Raw genomic sequence first — 24,638 nt, 5'->3', positions numbered from 1 at the left:
TATGCAGAGGCGACAACCTCACATCGCAGCGCGTGAGGTTGCTCGGGTGACGGGAAGCAGAGGACGCGCTCCCGCGAAGGTGGGAGCGCTGTGTGAATTCGCGGAATTATTCGCTGTAGGTCGGATAGTCCACATAGCCTTCAGCGTTGCCGCCGTAGACCGTGGCCGGGTTCAGGGGGTTGAGCGGCCAGTCATTGGCGATGCGCGCCGGCAGGTCCGGATTGGCCATGAACGGACGACCGAACGCGACCAGATCGGCCAGCCCCGATTCGAGTAACTGCGCACCGGTTTCGGCGTTGTAACGGCCGGCATAAATGATCGCGCCGCTGAAGGTGTCGCGCACGGCGCGGCGGAATGTTAGCGGCATTTCTGGTGCGTCGTCCCAATCGGCTTCGGCGATGGACAGATAGGCAATTCCCACGGCCTCCAGCACCTTGATCGCTTCGATGTAGGTGGTGTGCGGATCTTCCTCGACCAGACCGAGGTAAGTTCGCGCCTCATCGGTGGTGGTGAACAGCGGCGCGAACCGCACGCCGACTTTCTCCTTGCCGATGCACTCGGCGACGCCCGCCACCACTTCACGCAGAAACCGCAGGCGATTGTGCAGCGAACCGCCGTATGGGTCAGTGCGCACGTTGCTGTGAGCCGAAATGAACTGGTTCACCAGATAACCGTTGGCACAGTGCAGTTCGATGCCGTCGAAGCCGGCGTCCATGGCGTTGCGCGCTGCCTGGATATAGAGCTGAACCAGTTCCTGGACTTCATCGGTGCTCAACGCACGCGGGGCGGATGGCGTAACCAACTCGCCGACACCCGGCGCGGTTTCGATAAAGACGCTGACCCGGTCGGTGGCGATCGCAGAGGCCGACACCGGCGCCGCCCCCTCGGGTTGCAGGGCGGTGTGCGACACCCGACCGACGTGCCACAGCTGAGCAAAAATCACTCCGTCCTTGGCATGAACGGCGTCGGTGACCAGGCGCCATCCGGCAATCTGTTCAGGGCTGTGAATGCCCGGTGTCCAGGCGTATCCCTGCCCGCGCGGCTCGATCTGCGTGCCTTCAGTCACCAGCAGACCGGCGCCGGCGCGCTGCTGGTAATACTCGGCCATCAAGGCGTTGGCGATGTTGCCCGGTTGGGTGCTGCGTTGGCGGGTGAGGGGAGGCAGGACGATGCGGTTCTTCAGGGTGTGCAGGCCCAGATTGACGGGGGTGAAGAAAGGGCTGTTTTTCATGTGATTCCTGTTCTGGTGTTATTAGACCAGTCGACTAGTTTCGAGATAAAAAAACACCGTGCAGGACGCGCACGGTGTCTGAGGGCTTGATTCGTTAACGAGTCAGGCCAGCATTTTCAGCAGTTTTTCGGCGACGGCCGCCGAGCTGGACGGGTTTTGACCGGTCACCAGTTGACCATCGGCGACCACGTGAACCTGCCAGTCGGCCACTTTGGAGTAGCGCCCACCGAGACGTTGGAATTCGTCTTCGATCAAGAACGGCACGACATCCGTCAGGCCGACGGCCGCTTCTTCAGCGTTAGTGAAACCGGTCACCTCGCGCCCCTGGATCAACGGCTTGCCATCGGCCGCGGTGACGTGACGCAGCACGCCCGGCGCATGGCAGACAAAACCGTGCGGCTTGTGGCTGCGGTCGAACGCTTCGATCAAGGCGATCGAGTGTTTGTCCTCGGCCAGATCCCACAGCGGGCCATGGCCGCCCGGGTAAAACACGGCGTCGAAATCGTCAGCGCGGACATCCGCCAACAGCCCGGTGTTGGCCAGTGCCTGTTGCGCGGCAGGGTCTTTGCGAAAGCGATCGGTTTCAGCGGTTTGGGCATCGGGCTCATCACTCTTTGGATCGAGCGGTGGCTGGCCGCCAACCGGGGACACCAGCGTGATGTCTGCGCCGGCGTCCTTGAAGGCGTAGTAGGGGGCCGCGAACTCTTCGAGCCAGAAGCCGGTTTTTTTGCCGGTGTTGCCGAGTTGATCGTGGGAAGTCAGAACCATCAAGATTTTCATAGCGCACCCTGGGTTGGTCTGGTGTCAGTGACGTGTGGGTCTTCGACACCCTGGAAGGATTGACGGGGCACAGCATAGATTCCAATTAGACCGGTCGTCTAGTGAATTTTTCCGGCCGTGTTTCCGGGGGCTTGCTGTGGCAAACTCCTGTTCATCAGAAATATACGACTGGTCTATTGTTTGGTATTTTGCGCCCCATGAAACCGACCTACGACGATACCCGCCAACACCTGCTCGATACCGGCCACCGGATGATGGCCGAGAAGGGCTTCACCAGCGTTGGCCTGAGCGAGATCCTGCAGACCGCCGGTGTGCCCAAGGGCTCGTTCTATCACTACTTCAAATCCAAGGAGCTCTATGGCCAGGCGCTGCTCGAGGATTACTTTGTCGGCTACCTCGCGGACATGGAGCGCCGCCTGACGCTGCCCGGCCTCAGCGCCTATGAGCGGCTGATGGATTACTGGCAGGGCTGGCAGAACCGCTGCACCGTGGAAGGCCATGGCGATGAATGCCTGGTGGTGAAGTTGAGCGCGGAAGTCGCTGACCTCTCCGAATCGATGCGCCTCACCTTGCGTGACGGCGCCGAACGCATCGTTGCGCGCATCACGACGTGCCTGGAAGAAGGGCAACAGGATAAAAGTTTGCCGAAGACCGATGCTCGCCAACTGGCCGAAACCCTTTATCAGCTCTGGTTGGGGGCCAGCTTGTTGAACAAGCTGCAGCGAACGGGGCAATCGTTGCAGACATCGATGGCAATGACCGAGCGGCTGTTGGAGCACTGAGTTGCGCTGGCGTTGCCAGCGCCTGCTGTCACGTCACGACGGGCATCGGTCAGCTCGCTTGAGCAACGCACTGACGAGGCGCTGTCCATATAACCCGACACCAAGACCCGATACGATCAGAACAACTGCAATGATTTTGTTAAGTGACAGGGTCTCATTGAAGATCATTGCTGAACCAAGCAGGCCGAATACCGGCACCAACAACGACAATGGCGCGACGGTAGACACTGGGTATCGCTTCAAAAGCGAATTCCACACCCAATAGCCGAACAGTGTGTTGGGGTAGACCTGGAACAGGATCGACAGGACGGCGCGGTAGTCGATTTGATTCACCAAAGCGCTGTACCCCGTCGAGCCGTTAACAACGTAATCAAGCGCGAAAAGAGGGATGGGCGAAAACGCGCTCGACCACACCAGGAACGCGAAAACCTGTGTAGTCTTGGCTTTTTTGTTGATCACGTTGGCCGCACTCCAGGCAACCGCCCCCAACAGCACCAGGGTCAGCCCGGCCGTCGTGACTGTCCCATCAACGATGGAGACGATGCTCAACAAACCACACAGCGCGAGCCCCATGCCCGCGTACTGAAAGCGGGAAATGGATTCCTTGAATAGCCATGACCCCAGCAGGATGGTGAAAAACGCGCTGAACTGAAGCACCAGTGAAGCGATGCCTGCGGAAAGACCCGACTGGATGCCAAGGTTGACCACGCCCCAGAGTCCGATACCGAAAACCAGGCCGTAACCCATGATGTAGCGCCACGGCACATCAGGTTTCGGAATGAAAAAGATCGCCGGGAGCGCGCAAAGCGTGAAGCGAATGCCGGCAAGAATGAACGGGTCGACGCTGGTGAGCCCCAGTTTGATAACCGAGAAATTCGCGCCCCATATGGCCGTAATCGCGATTGCGAGTAGTAGATGCCTGGCTTTCATGCTGATCGTCCTTGATGGGCCGTTGAGAAATGTAATGTGAGAAACCACAGAACAAAGGCCGTAGCGCTGATCAAAGCGCCCAGCAGGCTGACTGCCTTCCAGCCCCATAGCGCATAAACCTGGGTTGCGGCCGCTGCCCCCAGCGCGCTACCAACCGAGTAAAAGCACATGTACGCGCCGACCATGCGACTTTGCGCGTCGGGTCGTGCTGCAAAAATGAGGCTTTGGTTGGTGACGTGTACTGCTTGCACCGCGAAGTCGAGCAGGACTACGCCGCAGACCAGCGCGATCAGGGACGTCTCGGCAAACGTGATGGGCAACCAGGACAGTGTCAGGAGCCCCAGCGAAATGCCGGTAACGCGTTGTCCCAGGCCTTGATCGGCCCAGCGACCGGCTCCACGGGCAGCCAGAGCACCGGCGACGCCGGCCAATCCAAACATGCCGATGGCTGTGTGTGAAAGCGACAGCGGCGGGGCGCTCAACGGCAGCACCATGGATGTCCACAGCACAGAAAAGGCGGCAAAGATCAATAAGGCCAGCAGGCCTCTGGTGCGTAAAGTGCGTTCGGTGATGAACAGTTTGAAAAGTGAACGTATGAGCGCCAGGTAGGAGTCCTGGTGCCTTGGCGCCGCCGTGACAGGAATCACCCTCCACAGCACCGCGGCGATGGTCAGCATCAATCCGGAGGACACGAAGTAAACGGCGCGCCAGCCTGCGATGTCGGCAATCAGGCCAGAGGTAAACCGCGCCAGAAGAATGCCCAGGACAATTCCACTGGTGACCGTCCCCACGGCATGCCCGCGTTGTGATGGCGTTGCCAACACCGCGGCGTATGCCACCAGCACCTGAACAACCACTGCCAGTAAGCCCACTACGATCATGGCCCCCAGCAGGGCCAACCATTGCTGTGCTGCGCCGACCGCCGCGAGTGCAACCGCCGACAGCAGCACCTGCGTCAGAATCAGCCGTTTGCGGTTGACCAGATCGCCCAGTGGGACGATGAACAGCAACCCCAACGCGTAACCCACCTGAGTTGCGGTCACGACAACTCCGATCATTGATGAGGCGACACTCAGGCTCTGAGCCATTGAATCGAGTAACGGTTGTGCGAAATAAACGTTGGCGACTGCCAACGCGCAGGTGACAGAAAACAACCACGTGAGCGACGGGGAAAGCCCTCCAACCCGGTCGGCCCCGGTGTTTTCTTCGGTAGCCGAATGCAGCAATCCCGAAGGCTGTCTGGAGCGTCTTTTCGTGGCTGAGTCGGCACCTGCTGTCATGTACACCTCCATGGCGTTAAACTGGTTTCAATTTAGAACTGGATTCGATTATCACTGCGATCAGTTTCAAATTGCAACCAGATCATGCCGGTCCTCTCGACGGACTCGGCAACTGATATTCAGCGAGGTCAAAAAGATGGTGGAAGACACCTCACCACACAGCAGTGAATGCCCGGTAGCCAGAACACTGGAGGCCATCGGGGATCGATGGTCACTGATGATCATCCGCGACGCTTTTGACGACATCCGCCGATTCAGCGAATTTCAGAAGAACTTGGGCGTGGCCAAAAATATTCTGGCATCGCGACTGAAGGCGCTGGTTGAGGTCGGGGTTTTCGACGTTCGCCCGGCGTCGGATGGCAGCGCTTACAAGGAGTACGTGCTGACGGAAAAAGGACGGGAGATCTTTCCGATTGTGATCAGTCTGCGGCAGTGGGGCGAACGTTTCCTGTTCGAGCCGCAGGAGACGCGTTCGGTGCTGCTGGACAACGCGTCCGGCCAGCCTTTGATGCCGATAGAAGTTCGCTCATCAAGCGGTCAGAAACTTGGGCCGTCTGACTGCCACAGAGTGAGACGGGTTGACGGCGCGTCGTGAATCGACAGCAGCCTTGCCCGATTTTGCCTGAAAGCGGCCGATCGCCACTGCACGCGAAGCAATTCTTCCTCGTATTAGGGCTCGGCGATTCGTGATCGGGTGTACTATCAAGTTCTGCCCATCAGAAATCAGTTAGCCATGTCCGCGCTAAACGAAGAGAGCCGCCAGATCATAGCTGCTCTGGCGCACCGGATTGGCCCGAATGCTGATTCTGCAAGGATCGCGCAAGCGATTGTCTCGACTTTGCAGGCTGTGGAAGCAGCCCTTACCCCGATCATTGGTCTGCAAGGGGTCGCCGCGCTGTATCGGCGCAGTCTCAAGCTATGTGCTTCTCGGCACCCGCGTGTGGCCCACATATCTGATCGTGTGCAAGCCTCGCTGGATCTCCACGCTCTTGATTCTCAACTCGTAACAGAAAGCGAAGCAGACGCCTTGTATTTTGGTGAAGTGATGCTGATCACCTTTTACGAGCTGCTCACTACGCTGATCGGGCCCTCGCTCACCGCACGCTTGCTTCGAGACGTGTGGAAACCTTCTTTGAGCGACACATCTGCGCAGGAAAACTCGCCATGAACACCAAAGTGACTATCAACCGTCTGGCCACCGGGGTGCCAGGACTGGACGAGGTGCTGGGTGGAGGATTGCCGGAGTTCTCGTTCAACCTCATCGCCGGCCCGCCTGGCTGTGGCAAAACCACCCTGGCGCATCAAATGATGTTCGCCTTGGCAACCCCTGAGCGCCCGGCACTGTTCTTTACCGTGCTCGGCGAACCACCGTTGAAGATGCTGCGTTACCAACAGCAATTCGACTTTTTCGACGATAACGCCATCAATCACTCGGTCCGCTACATCAACCTGGCCAGTGACACCCTGGCGGGGGATCTGGATGAAGTGTTACGCCGCATCGTCGCTGAAGTAGAGGCATATTCTCCGGCTCTGGTGTTCGTCGACTCGTTTCGTTCAGTGGTGCTGGCCAGCCAGACGCAGGACAACCCGAACAACAATCTGCCGCAGTTCGTTCAGCAATTGGGCATGCTGATGACGACTTGGCAGGCAACCACTTTCCTGATTGGCGAGTACTTCAGCGAAACCGACACCAATCCGATTTTCACCGTGGCCGATGGCCTGATCTGGTTGCGTCAGAGCGTTCAGCGCAACTCCATGGTGCGCAAGATGGAAATCATGAAGATGCGCGGCCAGCCGACGCTGCCGGGTCTGCATACCTTCCGCATCGCCACGTCAGGCATCAAGGTCTTTGCGCCGGCCCCACTCAACCCGTTTGAAGCGCCTCTGACGTTTCCGATTCAGCGCCTGAAAATGGGCGTGCCACGGCTCGACGAGATGCTCGGCGGCGGCTTGCCTCGCGGTTATTCCCTGCTGGTGGCCGGTCCCTCGGGTTCAGGCAAAAGCATTCTCGCCGCGACGTTCCTCGCTGAAGGCGCGCGTAATGGCGAGACCGGCGTGATCGCGGTATTTGAGCAACGTCCCAATCACTCCCAGAACGCCACCCTTGCAGGACTGATTCAGAGCGGGCAAGTGGGGCTTGTGGACAGCCGCGCGCCTGACTTGTCCATCGACGAAATCGTCCAGTTATTGTTGAGCGAGATCACCCGGTTGAGCGCCACACGCGTCGTGATTGACTCCCTGTCAGGTTTCGAACTGGCGCTGGCCCCGACATTTCGTGAAGACTTCCGTGAGTCGCTGTCGCGCATGGTGACGGCTCTCACCAGCGCAGGGGTCAGCGTATTGATGACCTCCGAGCTGGAAGACCGTTACACCGACCTGCGTTTCAGTCCTTACGGCACGGCATTTCTCACCGACGCCATCATCGTTCAGCGCTACATTGAGGTGGAGAGCCGTTTGTTGCGAATCATGGCCGTGGTCAAAGTACGGGCCAGCGCTCATTCTGATGAACTGCGGCTGTATCAGATAGACGATGATGGCTTGCAGGTCGGCGAAATGTTGCCGGACAGGGAAGGGCTGTTAGGGGGACGACCCACTCAACAGCGTACGGTCACATTCGAAGGATGAGCGACATATCATGAGCGAGGCCGACGGCAAGAATGACCAAGCCATAGCGACTGCAGCACGCGAACTGTTCCTTATCGGCCAGAAAACAGTCGCGGCGCGGGCGGTGCTCGCAGCGGTGCATAAAAAGCTCAACCAGGCCAACAGCCAACTCGTCGATAGTCTGCAGGTCGAGCAACTGATCGAGGCAAACCAGCAGTTGGTGTTGGCAATTCTTTCTGCGCAGTCGGATACGCAAACTCCGCAAATCGCTCAGCAAGAGCAGAAAATGTACTTTGAGATGCGCGAGGCCAACGAGCAATTGGTCATCGCTGCATTGAGTGCACAAGATCTACAGGCCGCCGCTGAACACGCGCTGGAAAATCAGCGCAACTTCCTCAATCTTGTTGCGCACGAACTTCGCAACCCACTGACGCCCATTAGCATGATTGCTGGCAGGCTCGTACGGGTGCCGAGTGAAGAGTTGCCGCGCATGCAGATGTTGATCGAGGGGCAGGTCAAGCAGATGTCCCGCTTGGTTGAAGACTTGCTCGATATTGCCCGTGCCAGCACCGGCAAGTTTCGTCTTGATTGCCAGCGTGTCGATATGGCTCAGATCATTCATGAGGCGATAGAGGCCTGCACCTCGGTCATGATCGCTAACAGTTTAAGTTTCAGCTCGGATCTGCCGGAATGCGCCTTGATAGTTAATGGCGATCCTGCGCGCCTCACTCAAATCCTTGGCAATCTACTGGGCAACGCCGCCAAATATACACCTGCACAGGGTTCGGTTTGCCTCACTGCGACGATTGAGTCAGAGCATCTGGAAATACGCATTCGCGATACCGGTATCGGTATAACGCCCAACGCACTGCCGTTCATTTTCGAGCCCTTTGTTCAGGATGTTCATGCAGTAGGCTTCAACGGAGCGGGCCTGGGGATTGGCCTGACGGTCGTGCGTGAGTTGATCGAGGCTCACGGCGGGACGGTAGTGGGTACTAGTGCAGGTGAAGGGAAGGGCAGCGAGTTTGTCATGAGACTGCCCCTGGCCAATCATGCCGAAACGGCTGCTACCTGATCACTTATAAGCTGCGCCAAAATTCGCACAGGCTCCGTCAGACTCTGTCGAGACCGATGTACCAGCCCGATATCCCGGTGGAAGGTGTGTTGTCCCAAATCGATCGCTCGTACACCGGCGGGCCATTCCTGATGGGGTTCTGTCTGTGGCACCAGCGCGATGCCTACACCTTTTTCAACCAGCTTGATGATGGCCTCCAGTTCATCCAGTTCGCAAACCTCCTGCAAGGTAAAATGCATCTGCCGCAGGAAACGATCGACCTGCCTGCCGCCGAAGGATGATCGGTCATAGCGAATGAATGGCTGGCTGGACAGCAGTTCCGACCAGTCTTCTCCCTCCAGGGCACGTGGCACGATCAGTCGGTAGGGTTCCAGGGCCAACGTCGTCCAGCGCAGGTCACTCTGGAGGGAGAACGGTGGGCGAATGATCACGGCCATGTCGATTTCGCCGGCGTCTACGAGGTTGACCATCTCCATTGAAAGCCCGGGGATGACACGTGTGCGGCACTGCAGACACTGCTGGTGAAATTTCGCCAGCGCATCGGGCAAATAGGAACGCTGCACGGAGGCGATCGCACCGATGGTGACCAGTACGCTGGGAGGCAGGCCCAGCGTAGTGGAGCCAAGATTGTCGTAAAGCCTGAGCAGCTCCTGCGCCTGCAGAAGTATCTGATGACCCATCTTATTGAGATGGGCTGAGCGTCCTTTCCTGTCGAAAATTTCAAAGCCGAGCTCGGTTTCCAGGCGCTGGATTTGCGCGCTCACGGCGGCCTGAGTCAGGCCGATCTTGTTGCCGGCCGCGGCGAATGTGCCTTCCCGCGCCACGGCGATGAGTGTTTTCAGTTCTTTGATCATTCACAAATATTAATTGTGTTTCTAAGAAATATATATTGATTTTTATGTTCGGTTTTCCGTCCTAGGATGTTTTCCATCCCCGGCAACGGCTGAATCCAGAGAGCCAATGACGGTGGAAATTTCGCCCACCAAACAAAAAATATTTGGAGTCCTGATGAGCCTCTCGCCATTCCACCTCGCGATCCCTGTTTATGACCTGGCTGCAGCGCGCGCCTTTTACGGTGACGTCTTCGGTCTTGAAGAAGGGCGCTCCAGCACGCAATGGGTCGATTTCGATTTTTATGGTCACCAACTGGTGATTCACGAACATCCAAAAACCGCATCGCAAGAAAGCGTCCATAGCAATCCGGTCGACGGGCACGATGTTCCGGTTCCGCACTTCGGGATCATTTTAGGTTGGGATCAGTGGGAGGCACTGGCCGAGCGTCTGAAGTCGTTTGGTACCGAATTCGTGATTGAACCGTACATTCGATTCAAAGGCCAAGTGGGCGAGCAAGCCACCATGTTTCTCTTTGATCCGTGCGGCAACGCTCTTGAGTTCAAGGCTTTCAAGGATATGAGCCAGCTCTTCGCCAAGTAACGACACCCATGGCACAACCGCGTTGTGCCATTTGATCTCAAGTGAACTGGAAGCTCATGACTCTAGCAGCTGCGAATAGACGCAGACCTTTCATTCCAACAAGAAGGCTAGACATGAAACGTATTCCCTTGGTGTGGCAAATCGTTGCCGGGCTGTTGCTTGGCGTGCTTGTGGGTTGGTACTTCAATACGCATCCGCACTATCAGACATGGGTGAGTGCGGAGATCCTCAAACCGCTCGGTGACATCTTTATCAAGATGATGAAGATGGTGGTTGTTCCGATCGTGTTCTGTTGCATGATTTTGGGTATCGCGGGCGGTGGCGATAACAAGTCGTTTGGCCGTATGGGGATGAAGTCGCTGGGCTATTTTTTTGCGATTACGGCGTTGGCCATCGTCATTGGCTTGTGTTTCGCCAACGTTTTCGAGCCGGGTAGGGGCACCGACATTTCCGGTATTTCGCACGGCACTGCAGCGATCACTCTGGAACCGTCCAAAGGTGCATTGGTTATCTTGCAGAACATCGTCCCTGACAATGTGTTGGTGGCTATGTCAGAGGCGAAGTTGCTCTCCGTGCTGTTTTTCGCCGTGTTGTTAGGTCTGGCATTGAACGCTTTGCCGAAGGACAAAAGCGCGCCTTTTATCGCGCTGGTTCAGAGCCTTTCCGATGCGATGTTCAAGGTCGTCTCAATCGTCATGGCTTACGCGCCGATCGGTGTGTTTGGGATGATTGGCGCGACTGTGGCGACGTTCGGTTTCGCCTCGTTGCTGCCGTTGCTCAAGTTGATCGGGGTGGTGTATCTGGCGTTGATTGTTTTTGCGTTGGTGATACTCGGCGGTATTTGCTACTTGATGGGCGAAAACATCTTCAAGTTGATCCGCTACTTTCGTAATGAGTTGATTCTGGCATTTTCGAGTGCCGCGTCAGCCGCCGTCATGCCGCAGTTGATGACGCGCCTGGAGAGCTACGGTGTACCGCGGCGAATCGTCAGTTTCGTGGTACCCGTGGGTTATGCGCTCAATCTCGATGGCGCATCGATTTTTCTCGGCGTGGCGACCATCTTTGTGGCGCAACTCTATGGGATCGACCTGTCTCTGTCACAGCAGATTCTCTTGGTAGTGACGATGGTACTGACCTCCAAAGGCGCCGCGGGTGTGCCAGGGTTTGCAATCGTGATCTTGTCAGCCACTTTGGCCTCTGCCGGTCTGCCATTGGAAGGTGTGGCATTGATCGCCGGTATCTTCAGGATCATCGACAGCGGCACCACCACGCTTAATGTACTGGGCAACGCCATTGCACCGCTGGTTATCGCCAAGTGGGAGAAGGTCGCGCTGGAACCTTCTCGAACGGGTCAAACAGACAATCACGTGTGTGACCCAGTGCAACGTTGAAACAGCATGAACACCAGTAAACGCCTGCTGACAGAGGGGCGTCTTTTTTTAACCTTTTAATAGACGACCGGTCTATTTAATCGAGGGTTTTATGACTCCAAACGCTTCTGATACCGACCTTTTTTCGCCCATGCAAATGGGCGCACTTCAATTGGCTAACCGAATTGTCATGGCGCCTGTCACACGTAGCCGAATGGCCGAAGACGGCGTACCCAATGAAATGCACGCGACTTACTACGCCCAGCGTGCCAGTGCAGGCTTGATCATCGCGGAAGCGACGAATATTTCTGCCCAAGGGCGTGGCTATGCCATGACCCCGGGTATCTGGTCAGACGAACAGGTAGCTGGCTGGAAAAAAGTCACTGACGCGGTGCACGCAGCGGGCGGAAAAATCGTCAGTCAGCTGTGGCACGTGGGACGTTTTTCGAGTGTCGAGCTGCAGCCCGACGGCCAAGCGCCAGTAGCGCCTTCGGCAATCAAGGCTGAAGGCAGCACTTACACCGAGAAGGGCTTTGTGGAGGTGTCGATGCCTCGCGCACTGGACACCTCGGAGATTCCAGGAATCATCGAGCAGTACAAGCTGGCCGCAGAGAATGCCAAGCGGGCCGGTTTCGATGGTGTGGAAGTTCATTCCGCCAACAGCTATCTGCTAGACCAGTTCCTGCGCGATTCCACCAATCAACGCACTGACGCCTATGGCGGCTCCATCGCGAACCGGGCTCGACTGACGCTGGAAGTCACCGCAGCCGTGATTTCGATCTGGGGTAGCGATCGTGTCGGTATTCGTCTCTCGCCAGTCACACCCGATGCCGGAAACACGCCCACCGACAGCAATGTGATGGCGACTTACGGTTACCTGATTCAACAGCTCAATCAATTCAATCTGGCTTATCTGCACTTTGTCGAAGGCGCCACTGCGACCTCTCGCACGGTTCCGCAAGGCGTGGATCTGGACGCACTGAGTGCGCAGTTCGAAGGGGCATTCATTGGCAACAACAACTACGACCTGACGATGGCGCTCGAGCGTCGTGCACAGGGGCGGATTGATGCGGTGGCGTTTGGTCGTTTGTTCATTTCCAACCCCGACCTCGTGGATCGCCTGCGTCGCGGGATCGAGCTCACCGTTGCGCCACGGGAGAGTTACTACGGCGGCGGTGCCAAAGGTTACATCGACTGGCCAACCGCACACGCCTGAACGGCAGGCTTTGCTTTCATCAATATTGACTCACTCGGAAAAAACCTCATGTCCAATCCGACATACGTTCAAGAATACAACGCAATCGTCGACGTGCTCAGCCAGTACAACGACGGTGGTGCCAAAGCTGACAGCGCCTTGATGAAGCCCGCATTCAACCAGCAGGCCACCATGTTCGGGGTCGACGAAGGCAAGCTTGTCGGCGGCGCCATCCAGAACCTGTACGACGTCATCGATAACGCTTTCCGCCCGTCTCCCGAAGCGCAAGCAGCGATCGTTCGCATCGACATCGTAGGCACGGCGGCCAGTGCCCGGGTCGATACCGACAATGTTTCAGGATTCCGTTTCACCGACTTCTTCAATCTGCTGAAAGTTGAAGGTCAGTGGACGATTGTCAGCAAGATCTACCACACCCATCCAAGCGCTTAAGCCGTTGAATGCATTTGACGAGGTACCTGGTGCCTCGTCTTCACTGCGAGTAGACAACCCTGTTGCCGAATCCCCGTAGGCGCGGTCGCCAGCCAGGCTTGCAAGCAGAAGAGGGTGGTCGGGTCAGGGCAGGGTCATGTCATGGAAGTGAGAATTCAGCCATTGGAAGGCCCAAAATGCGGTTAGAGTGGTCGCCCATGTCTGTTTTCGCGCACTTGCACCGAGCGGTTCCAGCAAATGTACAGAGGCAGAAAACCGCAAATCCATCGATATGTGAACAATGAATCGTCCACTGTTTGTTTCTCTGGATGGGCCCAAGGGCACCGGCAAAACCACACTGTTGGAGGCCGTTACGAAGGCACTGAGGGCAGGCAACAAGAAAGTCATCCGGCTTTGCGAGAGAAAAAGCGACCCTTTCAGGGGTGAAACCATGGCCCTGATTAACACGCTTGCCAGAAATCCTTCCCAGGATCTGGAATGGGCTGTGTGCCAGCGCCTGGCTGATAGTCGTCGCTGGATTTCCCGAAACGTGCTGACGGAGCAGCCGCTGGACAGCATTATTCTGATAGATCGCTGGTATCCGTCTGATGCAGCGTTTCGCCAAACCATCCCGTTTGCCGAGATTCTCCAATTGAACCTGGATCGAGACGTGCGAGTGCCGGACCTGCATGTCGGCGTCGTCACCGATCCTGATATTTCATGGACAAGGGCTGCAACACGAGCGCGAGGATTGGGCGGCACTGTGATCCAGAAGTACGCAGAGCATGTGGCATGTACGGCGATGTTCGAGCAAGCGGTTAAGGAGCACGGTTGGGTTCTGTGCCGTAATGAGGGAACAATCGAGGACGCTACGATGCAAGTGGTTTCTGAGATCTATGGAGTGCTGGGGTGATTGTTGGAGTGGAGACAGGCGTTGGTGCAGGCGGTGTGTAAGGTAATACATCATTTAACATAATATACATTACACGTAACAAGATGTTTCAGGATTAACCCGGTTGCACGCACGTTTTCAATCTCCAGCAGCCGCTCTCAAACGTCTTACGCTAATACCCGGCGATCCTTGAAATGTACGCCACTCAATCCTCACTTCGCGTCAGCTTTTCGATCAGCATTCGATGCTGTGGAAATTGCGCGGTAAGTTTTTGGCGTTCGCCCATTTGCATGTCAGCGAAATCAAATCCAGGCGACACCGCTTCGCTGATCAAACCGAACCCATGTGTGCCGTCCAGCAAGCGTGAAGCTTTCCAGAGTCCACCTGGTACGTGTAATTGCAGCTGCTGTCCTGCAAGCACATCGTTGCCCATGATCAATGTCTGCAGTGAGCCGTCGGCGTGGATCAGGCTGTACTCGATGGGATCGCCCAAGTGGAAATAATGCAGGATGTCGGACTGGTTGAAATGAAACTGACCCACCGGTGATTGCTCGGTCAGCAGATAGTAGATCGACGTCACCAAATAGCGTGGACCTGACGCTGTTTGCAGCATCTCGCGGTGATCTGCCTGAAATGTTCGGCGAAAATAGCCGCCTTCGACGTGAGGCTCCAGACTCAGCGCAGAAATCAGCTCATCTGCAGCGTTTTTGCGTTGAGACATGGGCCTTCTCCCTGAATGTTCAGCAAAACTGTGATAGCTCAACTAAACGGCTATTTAGTGTAGTTAACAGAAGATAGCCGAAAATTGATGACGTTCACCGCTTTAGCGTTTCGCTCGGCAACTCGTTGAACAACGCCCGATAACTGCTGGAAAACCGTCCCAGATGCCAGAACGACCACTGCATCGCGACCTCAGCGACGGTGGTCTCCGTCGGGCTGCGCCGGCGCAGTTCACGGTGTGCGCTGTTCAACCTTCGCAGGCGCAACCAGTGGCTCGGCGTCATCCCGGTGTAGGCCTTGAAAGCTTGTTGCAACTGTCGCAGTGACACACCGGCGACTTGCGCGAGTTCGAGCAGATTAAGCGTGTCCTCCGGCGAATCAGCGGCCCACTCCCCTACACGCTTCATGATGTTTCGTTCTTCTGCGCGGCGCTGCAAACCGCCGCGGTCCAGGCACACGTGCGCGTTGTCGAGGATGAACAGGCAGTCCTCCAGCAACTGCTGGGTCAGTGCTTCTTTACTCGGCGGATCAAGGGTTTGCGTCAACTTCGTGAGTGTCGAGCTTAACCAGCGACTGAACAAGGCGTTCTGCCCGCAGTTCAGCGGCGCCATGAACAAGCCCTCGAGCCGTTGAACATCCAGACCGTGTTGCCGGACGAATTCCGGGCCAAACACCACGGCGATTTCCTGATAGTTCTCCGGGGTGATCCAGATGTTGCGGCTCTCTTCATTGAGCAGATACAGCGCGTTGTCGCTGCGATCAAAACAGAACGCCAAGGCCCCCGCAGGCGCACTGAAATTCTGCTCGACGCGGGTATTCATCTGTTCTTCGTAAACCTGCACGCCCTGCAAATCCAAATAGCGAATCTGCCCGGCGAAATGCCCGGGAGACATCTGCTGGTAATGCTGGACCCAACCCGGCGTGGCGCGGATTTGCTCGGTGACATCAGCGGTATTGAAAGCTTGAACCTGTAGCGGATTACACGTTGTCATGGGAGACCTTGCGCACTCTTTTGGTGCGCTTTGGTGCTGCTTAAAGTGGATAGATGGAACTGCAAGGCACGCCCAAGATAGTCGTCAACGCGCCACAGGGGAAGGGGCGGAAGATGAAACCCGCCCTCCCCGGCGTCTATAAAACCAATAACGAGGTCTTTATGAATGCCCCTTTCGATCAGCTGTTCACTTGGCTGAAAGATCACAAGATTACCGAAGTTGAATGTGTGGTCAGCGACCTGACCGGCATCGCCCGCGGCAAGATCGCACCGACCAACAAGTTCCTGCATGAGCGAGGCATGCGCCTGCCGGAAAGTGTGCTGCTGCAAACGGTAACCGGGGATTTTGTCGACGACGACATCTACTACGACCTGCTCGACCCGGCCGACATCGACATGGTCTGCAAGCCGGTCGCCGACGCGGTGTACGTGATTCCATGGGCGATCGAGCCGACTGCCATCGTCATCCACGACACCTTCGACAAGTTCGGCAATCCGATCGAGCTGTCGCCGCGCAACGTGCTGAAGAAAGTCCTGCAGCTGTACACCGATAAAGGCTGGAAGCCGATTGTGGCGCCGGAAATGGAGTTCTACCTGACCCAGCGCTGCGAAGACCCGGACCTGCCGCTCAAGGCACCACTGGGTCGTTCGGGGCGCGCGGAAAGCGGCCGTCAATCCTTCTCCATCGACGCAGCCAACGAATTCGATCCACTGTTCGAAGACGTCTACGACTGGTGCGAACTGCAAGGCCTGGACCTCGACACACTGATTCACGAAGACGGTCCGGCGCAGATGGAAATCAACTTCCGTCACGGCGACGCACTGGATCTGGCCGATCAGATCACCGTGTTCAAGCGCACCCTGCGTGAAGCCGCGCTCAAGCACAACGTCACCGCCACCTTCATGGCCAAGCCGATTGGCGACGAGCCTGGCAGCGCCATGCACCTGCACCAGAGCGTGTTGGAGATTTCGACCGGCAAGCCGATCTTCGCCGATACCGACGGCAAGATGAGCGATCTGTTCCGCCATCACATCGGTGGGCTGCAGAAGTACATCCCGAAAGTGCTGCCGATGTTCGCGCCCAACGTGAACTCGTTCCGCCGCTTCCTGCCGGACACCTCGGCACCGGTGAACGTTGAATGGGGCGAAGAGAACCGCACCGTCGGCCTGCGAGTGCCAACCTCCGGCCCGGAAGCCATGCGCGTGGAGAACCGTTTGCCGGGCGCCGACGCCAACCCGTACCTGGCGATCGCCGCGAGCCTGCTGTGTGGCTACATCGGCATGGTTGAAGGCATCGAACCGAGCGCGGCCGTTGAGGGCCGAGCCTACGAGCGCCGCAACCTGCGCCTGCCGATCACCATCGAAGACGCGCTGACACAAATGGAAGAGTGCGCCACCGTTGCCGAGTACCTGGGCAACAAGTTCGTACGCGGCTACGTCGCGGTGAAACGCGCCGAACACGAAAACTTCAAGCGCGTGATCAGTTCGTGGGAGCGCGAGTTCCTGTTGCTGAGCGTCTGATCCCCCCAATCCCCTGTAGGAGCGAGCCTGCTCGCGAAGGCGTCAGCACAGTCACCATCGACGTTGTCTGACCCTCCGCTTTCGCCAGCAGGTTCACTCCCACAAGGGGAATCGCGAACCACCTGAAAAAATCCAATAACTTCAAGAGGTGTCGATATGCGTCTACTGAAATCCATGGTTCCCGCCGCACTGGCGCTGTTGTGCAGCACTGCTGCCCTGGCCCAGCCACAAGTCAGCGTCTACAACTGGACCGACTACATCGGTGAAACCACCCTCGCCGACTTCCAGGCCAAGACCGGCATCAAGGTGATCTACGACGTTTTCGATTCCAACGAAACCCTGGAAGGCAAACTGCTCGCCGGCCGCACCGGCTACGACGTGGTGGTGCCGTCCAACCACTTCCTGGCTCGTCAGGTGAAGGCCGGCGCGTTCCTCAAGCTGGATCGCGAGCAATTGCCGAACTGGAAAAATCTCGACCCGAAATTGCTCGCGCTGCTGGAGAAAAACGACCCGCAGAACACGCACTCGGTGCCTTACCTGTGGGGCACCAACGGCATCGGTTACAACGTCGACAAGGTCAAACAAGTGCTGGGCATCGACCACATCGATTCCTGGGCGGTGCTGTTCGAGCCGGAAAACCTGAAAAAACTTACCCAGTGCGGCGTGTCGATGATGGACTCGGCGGACGAAGTGTTCCCGGCGATCCTCAACTACATGGGCATGGACCCACGCAGCGAAAACCCGGAAGACTATAAAAAGGCCGAAGCGAAACTGCTGAGCATCCGCCCGTACATCACCTACTTCCACTCCTCCAAATACGTGTCGGACCTGGCCAACGGCGACATCTGCGTGGCGTTCGGCTACTCCGGCGACGTATTCCAGGCCGCCAACCGCGCCAAGGAAGCCAAGAACGGTGTGAACATTGCCTACTCCATTCCCAAGGAAGGCGCCAACCTGTGGTTCGACCTGCTGGCCATCCCGGCTGACGCCGCCAACCCCAAGGAAGCCCACGCCTTCATTAATTACCTGCTCGATCCGCAAGTGATCGCCAAGGTCAGCGCGTCGGTCGGTTACGCCAACCCGAACCCGGCTGCCAAGCAGTACATGGATCAGGCGCTGGTCAACAATCCCGAGGTCTACCCGTCCCAGGCGGTGCTGGACAAGCTCTACATCTCCTCTACCCCGCCCCAGGCGATCATGCGTCTGATGACCCGGTCCTGGAGCAAAGTGAAGTCGAACAAATGAATCAGCACACCCAAGAACACGCCCGCTCCTATTACGCTGCTTCGGCGCGGGCGAGCACTCCTTACCCCAAGCTGGACGGCGACCTGAGCGTAGATGTCTGCGTGATCGGCGGTGGTTTCACCGGGGTCAACACTGCCATCGAACTCGCTCAGCGCGGGTTGTCGGTGGTGTTGATCGAAGCCCGGCGCATCGGCTGGGGCGCCAGTGGGCGCAACGGCGGGCAGTTGATCCGTGGCATTGGCCATGAGGTCGAGGGCTTTGCCCGTTATGTCGGCAATGACGGCGTGCGTTACTTGCAGCGCGCCGGGATCGAATCGGTGGAACTGGTGCGTCAGCGCATCACTGATCACAACATCGAATGCGACCTGCGCTGGGGCTTCTGTGAGCTGGCCAACACTGCTGCGCAGTTCGCCGCGTTCAAGGACGAACAAGTCAGCCTGGGCGAACTCGGCTACCGCCACGAAACCCGGCTGGTCGGCCCCGAGCAGATCCGCCAGCAAGTGGTCAACGCCGACGTCTACGCCGGGGGGCTGGTGGACATGGGTTCCGGCCATCTGCATCCGCTGGATCTGGTGCAGGGCGAGGCGCGTCTGGCGGCGTCCCTCGGCGTGCGGATTTTCGAGCAGAGCCCGGTGCTGCAGATCATCCACGGCGAAACCGTTCAGGTGCGCTGCGCCACGGGCAGCGTCCGCGCCGGCAGTCTGGTGCTCGGTTGCAACGCGCACCTGGATGAACTCGAACAGCAGCTCAGCGGCAAGGTACTGCCCGCCGGCAGCTACATTATCGCCACCGAGCCGTTGTCCGAGGAACGCGCCGCGCAGTTGATCCCGCAGAATCTTGCGCTTTGCGATCAGAAAGTCGGCCTCGATTACTACCGGCTCTCGGCGGACCAGCGTTTATTGTTCGGTGGTGCCTGCCACTATTCAGGACGCGACCCGGCGGACATCGCCGCCTATATGCGCCCGAAGATGCTGAAAGTCTTCCCGCAGTTGGCGGATGTGCGCATCGACTATCAATGGGGCGGCAAGATCGGCATCACCGCCAACCGCTTCCCGCAGGTCGGCCGCCTCAAGCAGCAGCCGAACGTGTTCTACGCCCAGGGTTATTCCGGCCACGGCCTGAACGTCACGCACTGGTGCGCCAAGCTGCTGGGCGAGGCCATTCATGCCGGCCACAGTCGGGGCATGGACGTGTTCAGCGCGGTGCCGCACATGACCTTCCCCGGCGGTCCGGCCCTGCGCTCGCCGCTGCTGGCACTGGGCATGTTCTGGTATCGCCTGCGCGAACTTGTCGGCTGAACGCATCCCCCTGTAGGAGCTGCCGCAGGCTGCGATCTTTTGATCTTTAAAAATCAAGATCAAAAGATCGCAGCCTGCGGCAGCTCCTACACGTAACCAGCTCCTCGCTATTTGCTCTATCGCCAAGCACTTCTATATTGATGAAGTGCTTTTGCGTTCCTGACGCTCAGTGCCCGATAAACCGAGGAGGACACGGATGAAGTCGTCAGCCGCCGACGAATCACCAGCGCCAGGCCAAGCGCCGATCAAGACTCGACGTTTCAGCATTTCACTGGTGTGGATCGTACCGATCGTGGCGGTGCTGGTCGGTATTTCGCTGGTGGTGCACAACGTGCTGCAGGAAGGCCCGACGATCGTCGTCAATTTCAAGACCGGCAGCGGCCTGACGGCTAACAAAACCGAGGTCAAATACCGCAATGTGGTCATCGGCCAGGTGACGGGTGTCGAGTTGAGCGGCGACCAGAAGAGCGTCGACGCCACCATCAAACTGTCCAAACAGGCCGAAACCTTCACTCGCGAAGACTCACAGTTCTGGGTGGTGCGCCCACGAATCGGCGCCGGCGGCGTCTCGGGCATCGACACCCTGCTCTCCGGCGATTACATCGGCGCCGATATCGGTCAGGCCAACAACCGCGCCAAACACTTCAAGGGTCTGGAAAATCCGCCGCCCATCACCTACGGCGAACCCGGCAAGCGCTTCATGCTGCACGCGCCGGATCTCGGTTCGCTGGACATCGGTTCCCCGGTTTACTACCGCAAGATTCCGGTCGGCCAGGTCGTCACCTACGCCCTCAACCCCGAAGGCAAAGGGGTGGATATCGAAGTGTTCATACACTCGCCGAACGACGCGTTCGTTACCGAAAACACCCGATTCTGGAACGCCAGCGGCATCGACATCAATGTCGGCGCCAACGGCTTTGCCGTGAAGACCGAATCACTGTCGACCATGCTGGTGGGCGGTATCGCATTCCGTGCGCCGGACTACAGCCCCAACGATGTGGCTGCCGCCGATGACAAGGATTTCGAGCTGTTCGGTGACCAACAGACCGCCCTCGCCCCGCCCAACGGCAAGGCGCAATACATGGTGTTGCGTTTCGACCAGTCGCTGCGCGGACTCAAGGTCGATGCGCCGGTCGAGTTTCTCGGTATGGAAATCGGCCGGGTGGTGGGTATCAACCTGGATTTCGATGCGAAGCAACGCACCTTCCCGCTTAACGTCGGGATCGTCATTTACCCGCAACGCCTCGGTCAGGCCTACAAAAAGATGCTGACCGAATTCAAGCACGACCCTGACGATGAAGCGGCCGGCATCCGCCTGCTGGGCACCTTCGTCGATAACGGCCTGCGCGCCCAGGCGCGGAGCGGCAACCTGCTGACCGGGCAACTGTACATCGCGCTGGATTTCTTCCCGAAAGCGCAGAAAGTCGCGTTCGATCCTGTGGCTCGCCCGGTCGTCCTGCCGACCGTTCCGGGCAGCCTCGAACAGTTGCAGGAAAAACTCGAATCGATGGTCGACAAGCTCAACAAGCTGCCGGTTGAGCGCATTGCCGGCAACCTCGACAGCAACCTCGTCGAGCTGCGCAAAGGCCTGACCCAGTTCAACGCGAAAACCCTGCCGGGCGTGCAGAACACCTTGGCCGACGTCAGCAAAACCCTGCAATCGGCCAGCTCGACACTGGCCGAAGATTCGCCACAGCGGGAAAAACTCACGGAAACCCTCGACGAACTCGGGCGCATGTCGCGCTCCCTGCGAGAGCTCTCGGATTATCTCGGCCGCCATCCGGAATCGCTGATCCGCGGACGTCCGGACAACGCTGCACCGCTGGACCTGAAAGGACCGCCGCGCAATTGAGCACAGGAGCTACCCCATGGCTTTACCGCTGAAGATCACCGTGCTCGCTGCGTTCCTGCTCCTTGGCGCCTGCCGCAGCGACCCGATCAACTTTCACACCCTGACGCCGGTGCAATTAACCAACACCCGGGCCGGCGCGCAGATTCCCATTGAGGGGATCACCGTGCCGCCGCAAGTCGACCGCCCGCAAATTGTCATTCGTCAGGGCAGCAGCGGCCTGGCGATTCTGGAAACCCAATGGTGGGGCGCAAGCCTGGCGGATGAGTTGCGCAGTGCACTCAGCGATCAACTGAGCAATACCGGCACTCGCGGCAATGTCTCGGTGCGCATCGACGTGCAGCGGTTTGATTCGATTCCCGGCCAGTACGGGCTGATCGACGTCAAATGGCGCCTGCGCCCCAGCGGTGCGGCGGACAACAGCTTGCTGACGTGCCGTTCCACGTTGCAAACGCCGTCCGGCCCGGGGATTGACGATCTGGTGGTCGCGCAACAGAACAACGTCCGGCGCCTGGCGGCGTTGATCAGTCAGGCGGCGGGCAACTCGCGCGCCTGTCCTTCGACGCCCTGAGTCGCCGCCAACAGCGTGACGGTGAAACGGCAACCGTTGGGCTCGCGGGTCACCAGTTGCACCTGCCAGTGCTGATGGCTGCAGATTCGCTGCACCAGCGACAATCCCAGCCCAAGCCCTTCACCACGCTGTTCATCACCGCGCACGAATGGCTGAAACATCGCGTGGCGTTTCTCTTCCGGAATTCCGATACCGCTGTCCTCGACCACGAAACTGTCCTTGAGCAAGATCAGCCGCACAAAGCCCTGATCGGTGTAGTGCCAGGCATTGCGCAACAGATTGCCCATCACCGACTGCAAGAACGTCAGGTCATAGCGCGTGGTGCCCGCCAGTTGCGGCTCGTAGATAAACTCCAGACCCTTTTCGCGAATCAATCGCCCCCAGATTTCCACCTGTGCATCGGCAATATTCTTGAGCGTGCAGGTGGATTCGGTGCCAAGTTCTTCGGGTTTGCGTGCCAGCATCAAAAAGGTCTCGACCAGTTGGCGCATTTCGGCGCTGGCCCGGGCAATGCGTTTGACCTGCTCGGTGGAGCGCGGGTCAAGCGAGGGGTTGGCCAGCAACAACTCGCAGGAGCTGGCCAGAATCATAAGCGGCGTGCGCAGTTCATGGCTCACGTCACTGGTGAAGAGCTTTTCCCGATTCAGGGTTTCGCGTAACCGGCCAAGGGTCTGGTCAAAAGACAGTGCCAGCGCCCCGACTTCGTCATCGGCGTAATCGGGATGCAGTGCCGGGGCCAACGCGATCAACTGATCGCGATGACGCACCTGCCCCGCCAGGCGAATCACTGGCGCCATGACCTGCCGCGCCAACAGCCTGCCGAGGGCGACGGCCAACATGACGCTGAGGATGAAGCCGACGATCACCACGACAAATAGCAGGTGCTCACGCTGTTCAAAGCTTTCCTGATTGCGCAGCAGCACGTATTTGCGGCCGCCGACCGCATCGACCATGGCGTAGAAGTCATCACCGTTGAACGTTATTTCCTGGAACCCCAGGGGCAGGCTCGCCAGTGGCTCCGTCAGCGCCATGGGACCGGGGCCTTTCTCGAAAAAAAACAATTCGCTTTTTTCCGGCTCATGCCGCCATTGACTGATGTCGTCCATCGCCAGCAACCGGCGCAAACCACCGCTCAGGGCGGTCATGGTCAACTTGTGTTCCACGACATGCACGGTGGCGACAATGCCCATGGCGAACACACCGGCAACCAGAGCGCTCATCAAGGCGAACACAATCACGATGCGATTGGCGAGGCTTTGCTTGAGGTCCATCCGGCTCGATGACTCCTGGGCTGATATCAGAACAATAGACAAGGTATCGCGCGATGCCGTTGCCCAACGGGCGCAGCTTCGCCTCCATCGCCGCCGTTGTTAAGTAGCGCCGATAAACAAAACGGCTATTTGAGTTTATTTATCAAATACCCGTTTTAGTTAAAACACACTTGGCCCTCGCAAATTTTTCACATGTTCTTCACTGCTCCGACACGACTCTGAACGTAGTGTTCAGCAGCCATTCAAGTACGCCACCGTAAAGTAACTAACCTCCTCGAGCTTACGTTGCACTGTGCGAACTGAATGGAACTCGGGAATGACAAGGGGCAACGTTTTGGTTGAATTAGCACACGTACAATCAGCGCCCAGACGATGGGACCTGTCTCGTCCGCGCACTTGGGCAATCATTGCTGTCGGGTTGCTGCTGATCAGCCTGATTTGCGGCTTCGTCTGGATGCAACGCTCGCCCGCCAATCTGCGCTATGTCAGCGCGTCTGCCACCCAGGAATGGGTGAGCGCCTGGCAGGCCGGTGAAGTCGTCGCACTGGTGCGTCATACCGAGCGTTGCGACCGCTCGACCAATACCTGTCTGGGGCCGGCGGACGGCATCACTCAGGTCGGCAGCGTTGCTGCAGCCAGCGTCGGCCGTGGCTTTGAGCAACTGGGCCTGGAGAAAACCGAGCTGTTCAGCAGCCCGCTGACACGCACCATGCAGACTGCGCATTACATGCTCGGTCACGATGCAGTAGCCCAGGAGTGGCTGGAAACCTGTGGCCCGACGATCCGTGATGAGATGGTGGCGCACAAGACGCCCGGGCAGAACATGATCCTGGTGACCCACAGCGGCTGCATCGCCGATTTTGAACGGCAAACCGGCTATCCACGGGCGGTGGCTGCCGAATATGGCAGCGCTGTTTTAACCCGGATAGATGCGCAAGGCCAACTTAAAGTCATCGGCATCATGAATCCCGAAGGCTGGCAACACATGAATAAATAACAAGCCGTTTTTTGCACAACTTCGCGGTATTGCGCAGGAAAGCCTCTAGCCGGCGCATTGGCGGCCGCCAATTTGTAATAAGACATGTTTTTTAGTTTCGAAAACTGGACATATTCCAGTTTAAAGCTTGTCTTTTTAGAGAGAACTTAGAGCTGGGAGCACGCCAGTTCTCT

General features: G+C 57.9%; 24 protein-coding genes. 16 read left to right on the top strand and 8 right to left on the bottom strand.

From position 1 onward, the window contains the following. Positions 1 to 106: 106 nt before the first annotated feature. On the bottom strand, positions 107 to 1,231 hold the full coding sequence (locus J5M57_RS08705; protein WP_207850017.1) for an alkene reductase: 1,125 nt from the start codon (positions 1,229 to 1,231) through the stop codon (positions 107 to 109). Positions 1,232 to 1,333: 102 nt separating this feature from the next. Further along, the gene (locus J5M57_RS08700) at positions 1,334 to 2,011 is read right to left on the bottom strand and encodes a type 1 glutamine amidotransferase domain-containing protein (protein WP_207850018.1); all 678 of its coding nucleotides are present in this window, start codon (positions 2,009 to 2,011) and stop codon (positions 1,334 to 1,336) included. Between the two features lie 197 nt (positions 2,012 to 2,208). On the opposite strand from J5M57_RS08700, the gene J5M57_RS08695 reads away from it, so the two are divergent. Further along, positions 2,209 to 2,793 (top strand): TetR/AcrR family transcriptional regulator, encoded by a 585-nt coding sequence (locus J5M57_RS08695; protein ID WP_064587543.1) that lies wholly within the window; start codon positions 2,209 to 2,211, stop codon positions 2,791 to 2,793. Between the two features lie 33 nt (positions 2,794 to 2,826). On the opposite strand, the gene J5M57_RS08690 is transcribed toward J5M57_RS08695, so the two are convergent. Together J5M57_RS08690 and J5M57_RS08685 are read right to left on the bottom strand one after the other, a co-directional pair. Further along, positions 2,827 to 3,723, bottom strand: coding sequence for an EamA family transporter (locus tag J5M57_RS08690; protein ID WP_207850019.1), 897 nt, complete (start codon positions 3,721 to 3,723; stop codon positions 2,827 to 2,829). After that, positions 3,720 to 5,003, bottom strand: coding sequence for an MFS transporter (locus J5M57_RS08685; RefSeq protein ID WP_207850020.1), 1,284 nt, complete (start codon positions 5,001 to 5,003; stop codon positions 3,720 to 3,722). The genes J5M57_RS08690 and J5M57_RS08685 overlap by 4 nt, the downstream gene beginning before the upstream one ends. Positions 5,004 to 5,139: 136 nt before the next feature. Between J5M57_RS08685 and J5M57_RS08680 the strand changes: the two genes are divergently transcribed. From J5M57_RS08680 to J5M57_RS08665, 4 genes are all read left to right on the top strand, one after another. Further along, positions 5,140 to 5,598 (top strand): helix-turn-helix domain-containing protein, encoded by a 459-nt coding sequence (locus J5M57_RS08680; RefSeq protein WP_083369445.1) that lies wholly within the window; start codon positions 5,140 to 5,142, stop codon positions 5,596 to 5,598. Between the two features lie 138 nt (positions 5,599 to 5,736). Beyond that, positions 5,737 to 6,171 carry a hypothetical protein gene (locus J5M57_RS08675; protein ID WP_207850021.1) on the top strand — a complete coding sequence of 145 codons (435 nt, stop codon included), beginning with the start codon at positions 5,737 to 5,739 and terminating at the stop codon, positions 6,169 to 6,171. Next, positions 6,168 to 7,628 carry an ATPase domain-containing protein gene (locus J5M57_RS08670; RefSeq protein ID WP_083369117.1) on the top strand — a complete coding sequence of 487 codons (1,461 nt, stop codon included), beginning with the start codon at positions 6,168 to 6,170 and terminating at the stop codon, positions 7,626 to 7,628. The genes J5M57_RS08675 and J5M57_RS08670 overlap by 4 nt, the downstream gene beginning before the upstream one ends. Positions 7,629 to 7,638: 10 nt before the next feature. Then, positions 7,639 to 8,682 (top strand): HAMP domain-containing sensor histidine kinase, encoded by a 1,044-nt coding sequence (locus J5M57_RS08665; RefSeq protein WP_207850022.1) that lies wholly within the window; start codon positions 7,639 to 7,641, stop codon positions 8,680 to 8,682. Here J5M57_RS08665 and J5M57_RS08660 read toward each other — a convergent pair. Further along, on the bottom strand, positions 8,658 to 9,536 hold the full coding sequence (locus tag J5M57_RS08660; protein ID WP_207850023.1) for a LysR substrate-binding domain-containing protein: 879 nt from the start codon (positions 9,534 to 9,536) through the stop codon (positions 8,658 to 8,660). The genes J5M57_RS08665 and J5M57_RS08660 overlap by 25 nt on opposite strands. A 154-nt stretch (positions 9,537 to 9,690) precedes the next feature. Here J5M57_RS08660 and J5M57_RS08655 point away from each other — a divergent pair, with 154 nt between their 5' ends. From J5M57_RS08655 to J5M57_RS08635, 5 genes are all read left to right on the top strand, one after another. Then, entirely contained in the window at positions 9,691 to 10,116 is a 426-nt protein-coding gene (locus J5M57_RS08655) for a VOC family protein (RefSeq protein WP_169841943.1), read from the top strand. A 113-nt stretch (positions 10,117 to 10,229) separates the two neighbouring features. Then, the gene (locus J5M57_RS08650) at positions 10,230 to 11,507 is read left to right on the top strand and encodes a cation:dicarboxylase symporter family transporter (protein ID WP_207850024.1); all 1,278 of its coding nucleotides are present in this window, start codon (positions 10,230 to 10,232) and stop codon (positions 11,505 to 11,507) included. 91 nt (positions 11,508 to 11,598) lie between these two features. Then, complete coding sequence (locus J5M57_RS08645; RefSeq protein ID WP_207850025.1) at positions 11,599 to 12,702, top strand: alkene reductase; 1,104 nt, start codon at positions 11,599 to 11,601, stop codon at positions 12,700 to 12,702. Positions 12,703 to 12,750: 48 nt separating this feature from the next. Then, a complete protein-coding gene (locus J5M57_RS08640) occupies positions 12,751 to 13,131 on the top strand; it encodes a nuclear transport factor 2 family protein (protein ID WP_083369123.1) in 381 nt (126 codons plus the stop codon). Between the two features lie 280 nt (positions 13,132 to 13,411). After that, the gene (locus J5M57_RS08635) at positions 13,412 to 14,023 is read left to right on the top strand and encodes a dTMP kinase (protein ID WP_207850026.1); all 612 of its coding nucleotides are present in this window, start codon (positions 13,412 to 13,414) and stop codon (positions 14,021 to 14,023) included. A 184-nt stretch (positions 14,024 to 14,207) separates the two neighbouring features. On the opposite strand, the gene J5M57_RS08630 is transcribed toward J5M57_RS08635, so the two are convergent. Continuing rightward, the gene (locus tag J5M57_RS08630) at positions 14,208 to 14,723 is read right to left on the bottom strand and encodes a cupin domain-containing protein (RefSeq protein WP_207850027.1); all 516 of its coding nucleotides are present in this window, start codon (positions 14,721 to 14,723) and stop codon (positions 14,208 to 14,210) included. Between the two features lie 94 nt (positions 14,724 to 14,817). Further along, complete coding sequence (locus tag J5M57_RS08625) at positions 14,818 to 15,714, bottom strand: helix-turn-helix domain-containing protein (protein ID WP_083369128.1); 897 nt, start codon at positions 15,712 to 15,714, stop codon at positions 14,818 to 14,820. A 161-nt stretch (positions 15,715 to 15,875) separates the two neighbouring features. Here J5M57_RS08625 and J5M57_RS08620 point away from each other — a divergent pair, with 161 nt between their 5' ends. The 5 genes from J5M57_RS08620 to J5M57_RS08600 all read left to right on the top strand — a co-directional run bounded on the left by J5M57_RS08620 (position 15,876) and on the right by J5M57_RS08600 (position 22,197). Further along, entirely contained in the window at positions 15,876 to 17,234 is a 1,359-nt protein-coding gene (locus tag J5M57_RS08620) for a glutamine synthetase family protein (RefSeq protein ID WP_207850028.1), read from the top strand. Between the two features lie 156 nt (positions 17,235 to 17,390). Next, on the top strand, positions 17,391 to 18,479 hold the full coding sequence (locus J5M57_RS08615; RefSeq protein WP_064587525.1) for a polyamine ABC transporter substrate-binding protein: 1,089 nt from the start codon (positions 17,391 to 17,393) through the stop codon (positions 18,477 to 18,479). Next, entirely contained in the window at positions 18,476 to 19,777 is a 1,302-nt protein-coding gene (locus J5M57_RS08610; protein WP_207850029.1) for an FAD-binding oxidoreductase, read from the top strand. The genes J5M57_RS08615 and J5M57_RS08610 overlap by 4 nt, the downstream gene beginning before the upstream one ends. 196 nt (positions 19,778 to 19,973) lie before the next feature. After that, the gene (locus tag J5M57_RS08605; protein WP_207850030.1) at positions 19,974 to 21,629 is read left to right on the top strand and encodes an MlaD family protein; all 1,656 of its coding nucleotides are present in this window, start codon (positions 19,974 to 19,976) and stop codon (positions 21,627 to 21,629) included. Between the two features lie 16 nt (positions 21,630 to 21,645). Further along, positions 21,646 to 22,197 (top strand): PqiC family protein, encoded by a 552-nt coding sequence (locus J5M57_RS08600; RefSeq protein ID WP_207850031.1) that lies wholly within the window; start codon positions 21,646 to 21,648, stop codon positions 22,195 to 22,197. Here the strand turns inward: J5M57_RS08600 and J5M57_RS08595 are convergent. Further along, on the bottom strand, positions 22,155 to 23,468 hold the full coding sequence (locus J5M57_RS08595) for a HAMP domain-containing sensor histidine kinase (RefSeq protein WP_169841737.1): 1,314 nt from the start codon (positions 23,466 to 23,468) through the stop codon (positions 22,155 to 22,157). The genes J5M57_RS08600 and J5M57_RS08595 overlap by 43 nt on opposite strands. Positions 23,469 to 23,922: 454 nt before the next feature. Between J5M57_RS08595 and J5M57_RS08590 the strand changes: the two genes are divergently transcribed. Next, positions 23,923 to 24,465 carry a histidine phosphatase family protein gene (locus tag J5M57_RS08590; protein WP_243435290.1) on the top strand — a complete coding sequence of 181 codons (543 nt, stop codon included), beginning with the start codon at positions 23,923 to 23,925 and terminating at the stop codon, positions 24,463 to 24,465. Positions 24,466 to 24,638 lie beyond the last annotated feature (173 nt).

The sequence above is a fragment of the Pseudomonas sp. 86_A genome (genome assembly GCF_017491705.1).
Taxonomy (GTDB): Bacteria; Pseudomonadota; Gammaproteobacteria; order Pseudomonadales; family Pseudomonadaceae; genus Aquipseudomonas; species Aquipseudomonas koreensis.
Note: the sequence above shows the minus strand (reverse complement) of the source record. Positions and strands in the feature narration are given on the sequence as shown.